This window comes from Fulvivirga aurantia, assembly GCF_009711475.1.
In the GTDB taxonomy this organism is placed as follows: domain Bacteria; phylum Bacteroidota; class Bacteroidia; order Cytophagales; family Cyclobacteriaceae; genus Fulvivirga; species Fulvivirga aurantia.
Genome location: NZ_SMMD01000775.1, coordinates 1 through 8,027, shown reverse-complemented (window position 1 = coordinate 8,027; position 8,027 = coordinate 1). Strand labels below are relative to the sequence as shown.

Sequence of the window (8,027 nt, the reverse complement as noted above, 5' to 3'; positions counted from 1 at the left end):
TTATGTTGGAAGTTGATGGTTTGTGCAAAAAGTATGATGAGACATTAGCTGTTAATCAGGTCTCGTTTAATGTTCCGAAGGGCAATACCTTGGTCTTGCTGGGTACAAGTGGCTGTGGTAAAACCACTACACTCAAAATCATCAACCGATTAATCGAGAAAACAAGTGGAACGGTCAGAATACACGGAAAAGACACATCAGCCATAGACGCAATCCAACTACGTAGAGACATTGGTTACGTGATTCAGGAGACTGGCCTTTTTCCACATTACACGATAGAGCAAAACTTAAGCGTAGTTCCGGAGCTGCTCGGCTGGAAAAAGCCTGCTATTGAAAAAAGAGTGGATGAGCTTTTGGAGCTAATTGGGCTCGAGAAATCAATAAAAACCAGGATGCCCGGTGAGCTCAGTGGTGGACAGCGACAGCGCATTGGTTTGGGAAGAGCCATTGCGGCAGATCCCTCTCTTATTCTACTCGATGAACCATTTGGTGCCCTCGATCCTATTACGAGAAAGGAAATGCAGGAGGAGTTTAGAAAGTTGGAAGGGGCATTGGAAAAAGCGATGGTGCTCGTAACTCATGACGTAAATGAGGCCGTAATTTTAGGAGATCAGATTTGTTTGATGGATAAGGGACAAGTGCAGCAAATAGGATCGCCTGTAGAATTGCTATTTAAACCAGCCAACAGTTTTGTAAAAAGGTTTTTCAATAATAAAAGATTGGAGTTAGAGCCTGCTATCGTAAGGCTTTCGGATTTAGCTTTTGTATTAGAGCCAACTACAAACAACCAGGGAGTTGAGGTTGACCCTAATCTTACCATTAGTCAGGCCCTGGAGCTGGAAACAGACCTACTTGTATTTAAACTAAATGGCACCTATTACAGCGTTGAAGATTTGCTAAAAGTATATTATAACCACAGGCACCGCATTATAGCTCAAATTGAAAAGCGATGATTAAAGAGTTTGTCGAATTTTTGCTTTCTCACAAAGAAGAATTGCTCGAGCAGACAGTTGAGCATCTGGTCCTCACATTGGTATCACTTTTCTTCGCCACTATCTTGGGCCTCTCAATAGGTATTTTCATCAGCAAAAAGAAAAGATACGCCTCTCCCGTCATCAGTTTTGTAAATGCCATACAAACTATTCCCAGCATTGCTTTATTAGGCTTTCTACTACCATTTTTAGGCATTGGCGTTATACCGGCTATTGTCGCCTTATTCTTATACGCTTTGCTACCGATTGTGAGAAATACATATACAGGCATATATGAAATCGAGCCGTCTGTGAAAGAAGCAGCGATAGGTATGGGAATGAGTCCCAAACAACTTCTATTAAAAGTAGAACTGCCATTTGCTTCACCAGTGATATTCGCTGGTATTAGAACTGCTTTTGTAATTAATGTGGGTGTGGCTACACTTTGTGCCTTAATCGCGGCAGGTGGCTTAGGTGAGTTTATTTTTCGCGGGCTTAGCACAAATAATCCATACATGATTATGGCAGGCGCTTTACCGGCAGCTTGTCTGGCATTACTTTTTGACTGGATCATGGGTCTTATTGAAAAACGAATCAATCAATGGCTCAAACCAACAATTATAGTTGCTTCCATTTTATTAATAAGTGTTATCGTATATTTTACTTATCCTGCTGATAATGATAAATTAAAGGCTGGTTTTCCCTCTGAATTTGTAGAAAGAGGTGATGGCTATCTGGGCCTACAACAAGCTTATGACCTGGATTTAGCCATCAATGAAATGGAAATTGGCTTAATGTATGATGCCGTTAATAACGGTAATGTTGATGTAATCAGCGGATTTTCTACCGATGGGCGCATCAAAGCTTATAATTTAATCAGCTTGGAAGACGACAAAAACTACTTTCCACCATACCATGCAGCACCATTGGTTAGACAGGAGACTCTCGCGAAGTACCCTGGATTGGAGGAGGCCTTAAATGGCCTTAAAGGCAAAATTTCAAATGAAGAAATGACGGCAATGAACTTTGAGGTGGACCAAAACCGAAGAAGCTTTGAGTCTGTAGCCAATGATTTTTTGAGCCAAAAAGGATACAAAACCAACATTCAAAGAAATGGCGGTGACATTATCATTGGCTCTAAAAATTTTACGGAGAGTTTTCTGTTAGCCCATATTTTTAAGTTAGTCATAGAAAATCAAACCCCTTATAGCGTTGAGCTCAAATTAGGCTTTGGCGGAACCAAGCTTCTGTTTGATGCGCTCAACACAGACCAAATTGATCTATATCCTGAATACACCGGTACCGGTTTACTTGTAATCTTAAAAGAGCCGAAGAAGGATTTACTCTATCAGAAGGACAGTGTGTATAACTACGTGCAGACTCAATTTAATGAAAAGTATAACCTTACCTGGCTTGAGCCATTGGGCTTTAACAATACTTTCGCACTTATGATGCGCAGCGATCAAGCCAACAGTATGGGAGTTCAATCAATTTCAGATCTATCGGAAAAATAGTGGTTACATTTTCCAACTTTATAATTGGTTTAAGGGTCTTTATAGAAATACTTAGAACCATGAGAAATATAATTTTTAGTGCCTTAATATTGACACTTGCGGGTTGTTTGTCAGACAATGACGTTGTCATTCCCGTTGAAAGCCCGCGTTCAGACGCTTTCGTGATTAATGAGGTAAATGTCATAGACCAAATGCTACACGTAAGCGTGAGTTACTCCGGAGGTTGTAAATCTCATGACTTCGAGTTGAGTTGGCCAGATGTAATTACAGCTGTTTATCCACCAGATTTTTCGGTTATTTTATGCCATGATGCTAATGGAGACAATTGTGAGGCATACCTCACAGAGGTATTAAAATTTGAAGTGCCAGACAAAATGGGTTTTTCCGATGAAGCCATTGAGCAAATGCGTGTGACAGTAATCAATCACTCCAACACCAACAACAAGGTAAGCAATAGATAGCCTTACTTACAATTCGCCTTTATTGATGCTATGGCGTCTTCAGAGCCTAATTCTAAAGCGGTATTGAGGTCTAAGCAACCGTCATAATTATCACCCTTATTTATTTTAGCCAGACCTCTTTGGTGAAAGGCCTCCGGGTCAGTAGGGAAAAGCTCGATGCTGTAAGAATAGTCTTTAATAGCCTCTTCATATTTTTCTAAAGCGGTATAAGATAAAGCACGATTGTCATAGTAAACAGGGTTGTAGGGGTCAAGTGAAATGGCTTTGGTATAGTCTTCAATGGCCCCTTCATTATTTTCTAAGTTGTACTTTATAACTCCTCTGAGATTATAAGCATCAGGATCTTCATCAAAAAGCGAAATCGACTTGTCATAATCAGCGAGCGCTTTCTCATAATCTTCATTGGCACTGTGGGCCAGTGCTCTATTTTCATATTTTATTGGGTCTTCAGGGTCTAGCTCTATTGCTTTATTATAATCTTTAATGGCTTCATCTACTTCCCCAATGCTATATTTGGCTACGCCTCTATAGTTAAACACATCGGCATCTTCTCCATCAAGTGAAATCGACTTGTTGTAATCATCAATAGCGCTTATGTACTCTTCGAGCTCAGCTTTTACAACCGCACGGTTAAAGTATTTATCGCCATCGTTAGGATCAATTTCTATGGCTTTAGAAAAATCAAAATATGCACCTTGTAAGTCTTCTACATTATATTTGGCAAACCCGCGATTGTTGTAGGCCTGGGCAAAATCAGATTTGTTTTTAATCGCTTTATCATAGTCTTCAATAGCGCCATAATCATCACCAAGGTTAAATTTTGCCTCTCCTCTATTATTTAGCGCCTCTGCAAATGTTGAGTCTATATCTAAAGCAAAATTATAGTCACCAATCGCTCCATAAAAATCACCTAACTGGTTTTTGGCAAAGCCTCTTTGATTGAAAACCGCTTTACTTTTTGGGTTTTCATCAATCGCTTTAGAAAAATACGTTATGGCAGTTTTGAAATTACCCGCTTCCAGACTGGCCATTCCCTGTTCGAATGGTTCATTTTGAGCAAGTAGAGATCCTGCAAGTGTTAAGCATATGATGGAAAGTATGTATTTCATAGGGGCAAAATTTACTTTATATGAGACTAAGAATGTTTAAGCAGCCTCTAGATCAAATATAGTTTTATTTCAGAAATTTATACACGTTTAGTCAGTCGATCACTGATCATAACCTTTACCACGGCATATCGTTAAGTTTTTCATCAATACAACGCCTTATGAACAAACTTCTTATAACATCGCTCTTGTTGATCAGTTTCATCACATGCCGTAGCCAGGAGGCACCTACAGAAAGTAAACAAATGGATTGGGAGGCGTATGACCCGCCTTCTACTTTAGTAGTACCGGAAAATCCTGTCAAACGAGCTAAATACCCATTTATTGATGTGCACAATCACCAATTTAGCATGCCCACTCAGGATTTAAGTAAAACTGTGGCAGAGATGGATAAGCTGAATATGGCAGTGATGGTGAATCTGAGTGGCCGTGGAAGAGGCTCTGATGAACACCTTATACAGTCGCTTGAAAATGTAAATGAGAATGCACCCAATCGCTTTATCGTATTCACCAATATTGATATAAGTGCTATAAATGAGAAAAACTGGACTGATAATACGGTCAAACAAATTGAAAAGGATGTAGAAAGAGGAGCAAAAGGCCTTAAAATTTATAAAAGCCAGACCATGGCTTTAGTAGATGGAGAGAGGATATCTATTGACGATGAAAGAATAGATCCAGTATGGGCAAAATGTGGTGAGCTTGGTATCCCTGTACTCATACATGCTGCTGATCCTGCACCCTTTTGGCAACCCCACGATGAAAATAATGAGAGATGGCTTGAGCTAAAAGTAAGACCAAGAAGAAAACGCTCAGATACTGACCCCGCCCCTTGGCAGACTATTATTGATGAGCAACATCATGTTTTTGAAAAACACCCAAACACTACTTTTATTAATGCACATATGGGATGGTACGCCAACGACCTGGGCAAAATGGCCGAGTTGATGGATAAATACCCTAACATGTATGGTGAAATAGGTGCTGTCATAGCCGAGCTTGGCCGACAGCCGCGATTTGCCAATGCTTTTTTAACCAAATACCAGGACCGTGTGATGTTTGGTAAAGATTCCTGGAACCCGGAAGAATATTATACCTACTTCCGGGTGTTAGAAACAGCAGATGAGTATTTTCCTTATTACAAGCGCTACCACGCATTCTGGCGAATGTATGGCCTTGATTTATCAGATGAAGTACTCAGAAAGCTTTATTATAAAAATGCCTTAAAAATTATACCGGGCATTGATAAGTCGCTTTTCCCTGAAGATTAGGCGTGATTAATTAAGAAATCGAGCTCTTTCTTCTGGTTGAGCATCCAACCGGTAAGGCTATATCTTGATTTATTACAAACCATTACCTCATGTTCAATCTCTGAGGAAACAAAACAAGCAAGTCTTCCGGCAATAGGCAATATGTCAGTAGGCCCATCTTCGAGGTACAACCTCAAATGGCCGCCATTATCATGATCCCACACCTGGTTGAGGTAGCAGATAAATGATATTTTTCTGTTACCAGTGTTTTTAAACTGATCGAGATGCCGGGCATAAAAGCTGCCTTCAGGGTATATAGTGAAATGCGTTTCATAATCCTGAATGCCTAAAAAGCAGGTTTGATTGAGGTATTCCTTCAACTCTTCAACTTTCTGTAAAAAGCGCTGTACGGGTGGGTAAGCATTTTTTGGGTCTACCCAGGTAATATAATCACCACGTATGGACTTGTCTACCAGAAAATCATCTGATTTGCCTATCCCTGCTTTTTTAAACCTATCATTTTCTCTGTGAATATCGAAAACATGAAGAATCTCATCGACTTCTCCTGGTGATAAGAAGTTATCTTCAATAGCAAAACCTTGTTCTGCTAAATCATTGGCGATGTGCTCAAGCCAATTTACAGTAGCTACCTGCATTTTTATGTATATGTTGATGCAAAGATAATCTCATTCTATGTTATTTTGGTATGATTATCGTTAGGCTTGTAACATATTTTAAACTTTGTAGTCTAGAGAGAGAATGCGTAGGAATATTTTGATTTTGCTCGGAATTGTGATGATGATAGGTTGCACTCGTCCTGAGGAGGTGCCTGTTTTCAAAGGTGTAGGTAATATTAAGGTGTCGAAAGTACAGGGCACTAAAGCCTACCTCAATGCCGATGCTTATTTCTACAATCCCAACGATGTAAAAATGAAGATTAAAAGTGTAGATATTGGGGTGCACCTAAATGGGAAACCAATAGGGGTTATTAATCAGTCGATGAAAACTAAAGTGCCGGCAAAATCTAACTTTAAAGTGCCATTAGATGCCACTTTCGATATAAAAGAAGAAGGAGCACTACAAAATATCATCGGCCTTCTGGGAGGCAGAAAAAAAGAAGTTTTCTATAAAGGCTATATAAAAGTAAGTGTACATGGCTGGCCTGTACGAGTACCGGTGGAATACTCAGATGAGGTTCGCCTAAAATTCTAATGAAGAATTTTAATCTCTACGCGCCTGTTTCTTGCCCTGCCAAAATCACTGTTATTATTTTTTAGAGGCTGTTTTTCTCCGTAATATTCTACTATTAAATGAGTTTTAGGAATACCTAGCGTTTGCAAGGCCTGGGCTACCACTTGTGCGCGTCTTTTTGAGAGATCTATATTATAGCCATCAGAACCATAATTATCAGTATGCCCTGTGATTTCTAATTTTTGAATCGAATTTTTAGACCAGGTGGCAAATACATTTTCTATTTCACTATATGCAGCCTCTGATAAAGATGCTTTGTCAAAGTCAAATTCTATGATTGCTGATTGTGTACTTGGCTTTATTTTAATTACTGTTTCGTTGGCCTTGGGGTAAGTAATTGACTTTTTCTTTAATCGCTCGACAGCTTTAGTCGTATTTTCACTTTCAAAATGATTATCAACTTTTACAACCTGCTGGCCGGAGCTGCTAAAGGAACCTGCTTTTAAAAATACTCCGGAATCTAAAATACCATCACCAACATCTGCGATGGCTATTTTTATATGATAAACCTTGTTGGGTATTACTGTAGCTTGCGCTTTTAATACTGTAGTAAACCCATCAAATTGGGTAAAATACTTGGGTGGCTGCTCCTCTTGCAGGTAGTTTTCATTAGTTATTACTTTTCTGTTTCTCACATCCCAAATGAATGGGTCAGTCACATTGGTATAAGCATTGTCTACATAAAAATTCGCGTTCATTTTATGATTTACGGTATTTACAGTGATCGGAGTTATCCCGTCTGGCAATTTGGCGATATTTGTTTTCTCACCTTCCGGATCGGTTAAGAAGAAAGCAAAAACATCATTAAACTTAGAGCCTACATACTCCAGGTATTCTTCAGAGGCAAACACAAATTCAAAAGATACTTGTTCTGAATGCGTAACAAAATCAAACTCAAGTACTGAAGCATCATAAGTCTTGCCTCTGGCTATTTTGTCAAGCTCTTCATCACCAGGCGCATTACTTGCCCATCCGGATCGTGGTGTTTTATTCGGTCCGAGTACGTAATAAGCATTGCCGGAAGTGAGCACAATGCCTTGTTCGATACCTAATTGGTTTGTGGAGTCATTATATAAACCAATTGCGTGTTTCTCACCTGTAAATGTGACATTTCCTGTAAGCACACCACTCCCTAAGAGTATTTCTTCTACCAGATATTTAGCAGTTTGAGTTGTGTCTATCTGACCATGAGCGTAATTCTGAAAAGACAGAATAGACAACAGCAGCGTAATCAATCTCAGGGCACATCTCATCACGGTCACTATAGATTCTTAAAGAAAAGTAGTGATTTTTAATGAATTATCTTAATTAAGCGATTATAAAGCAGATTTTTTGAGTACATAGGAAAGTATACTCACCTTGCGTTATGTCACTTTATCGGCCACCAGGTCGAATGGGCTGTTTCGAGTTTAGGATTTATGGGCTGGTTGTTATACTTGTATCATAAAGCCAACTATAGACAACGATTAACCCC

At 39.3% G+C, this 8,027-nt stretch carries 8 protein-coding genes; 5 read left to right on the top strand and 3 right to left on the bottom strand.

Annotation, left to right across the window (positions count from 1 at the left end):
• The 3 genes from E1176_RS09855 to E1176_RS09845 form a co-directional block, all read left to right on the top strand.
• Positions 1 to 953: ABC transporter ATP-binding protein (locus E1176_RS09855; RefSeq protein WP_155210443.1), on the top strand; the 953-nt coding region annotated here is incomplete at its 5' end.
• Positions 950 to 2,485 (top strand): ABC transporter permease/substrate-binding protein, encoded by a 1,536-nt coding sequence (locus tag E1176_RS09850; RefSeq protein WP_155210442.1) that lies wholly within the window; start codon positions 950 to 952, stop codon positions 2,483 to 2,485. The genes E1176_RS09855 and E1176_RS09850, both read left to right, overlap by 4 nt.
• Before the next feature lie 59 nt (positions 2,486 to 2,544).
• Positions 2,545 to 2,946 (top strand): hypothetical protein, encoded by a 402-nt coding sequence (locus E1176_RS09845; RefSeq protein WP_155210441.1) that lies wholly within the window; start codon positions 2,545 to 2,547, stop codon positions 2,944 to 2,946.
• Between the two features lie 2 nt (positions 2,947 to 2,948).
• Here E1176_RS09845 and E1176_RS09840 read toward each other — a convergent pair whose 3' ends face one another.
• A complete protein-coding gene (locus E1176_RS09840; RefSeq protein ID WP_155210440.1) occupies positions 2,949 to 4,055 on the bottom strand; it encodes a tetratricopeptide repeat protein in 1,107 nt (368 codons plus the stop codon).
• Positions 4,056 to 4,213: 158 nt separating this feature from the next.
• Between E1176_RS09840 and E1176_RS09835 the strand changes: the two genes are divergently transcribed.
• Complete coding sequence (locus E1176_RS09835; protein ID WP_155210439.1) at positions 4,214 to 5,323, top strand: amidohydrolase family protein; 1,110 nt, start codon at positions 4,214 to 4,216, stop codon at positions 5,321 to 5,323.
• On the opposite strand, the gene E1176_RS09830 is transcribed toward E1176_RS09835, so the two are convergent.
• The gene (locus tag E1176_RS09830; protein ID WP_155210438.1) at positions 5,320 to 5,958 is read right to left on the bottom strand and encodes a 2OG-Fe(II) oxygenase; all 639 of its coding nucleotides are present in this window, start codon (positions 5,956 to 5,958) and stop codon (positions 5,320 to 5,322) included. The genes E1176_RS09835 and E1176_RS09830 overlap by 4 nt on opposite strands.
• A 103-nt stretch (positions 5,959 to 6,061) precedes the next feature.
• Between E1176_RS09830 and E1176_RS09825 the strand changes: the two genes are divergently transcribed.
• Positions 6,062 to 6,514, top strand: a complete 453-nt coding sequence (locus E1176_RS09825) for an LEA/WHy family protein (protein WP_155210437.1) — start codon at positions 6,062 to 6,064, stop codon at positions 6,512 to 6,514.
• Here E1176_RS09825 and E1176_RS09820 read toward each other — a convergent pair.
• Positions 6,511 to 7,806 (bottom strand): OmpA family protein, encoded by a 1,296-nt coding sequence (locus E1176_RS09820; protein ID WP_155210436.1) that lies wholly within the window; start codon positions 7,804 to 7,806, stop codon positions 6,511 to 6,513. The two genes, E1176_RS09825 and E1176_RS09820, sit on opposite strands and share 4 nt — an antisense overlap.
• Between the last annotated feature and the right edge of the window lie 221 nt (positions 7,807 to 8,027).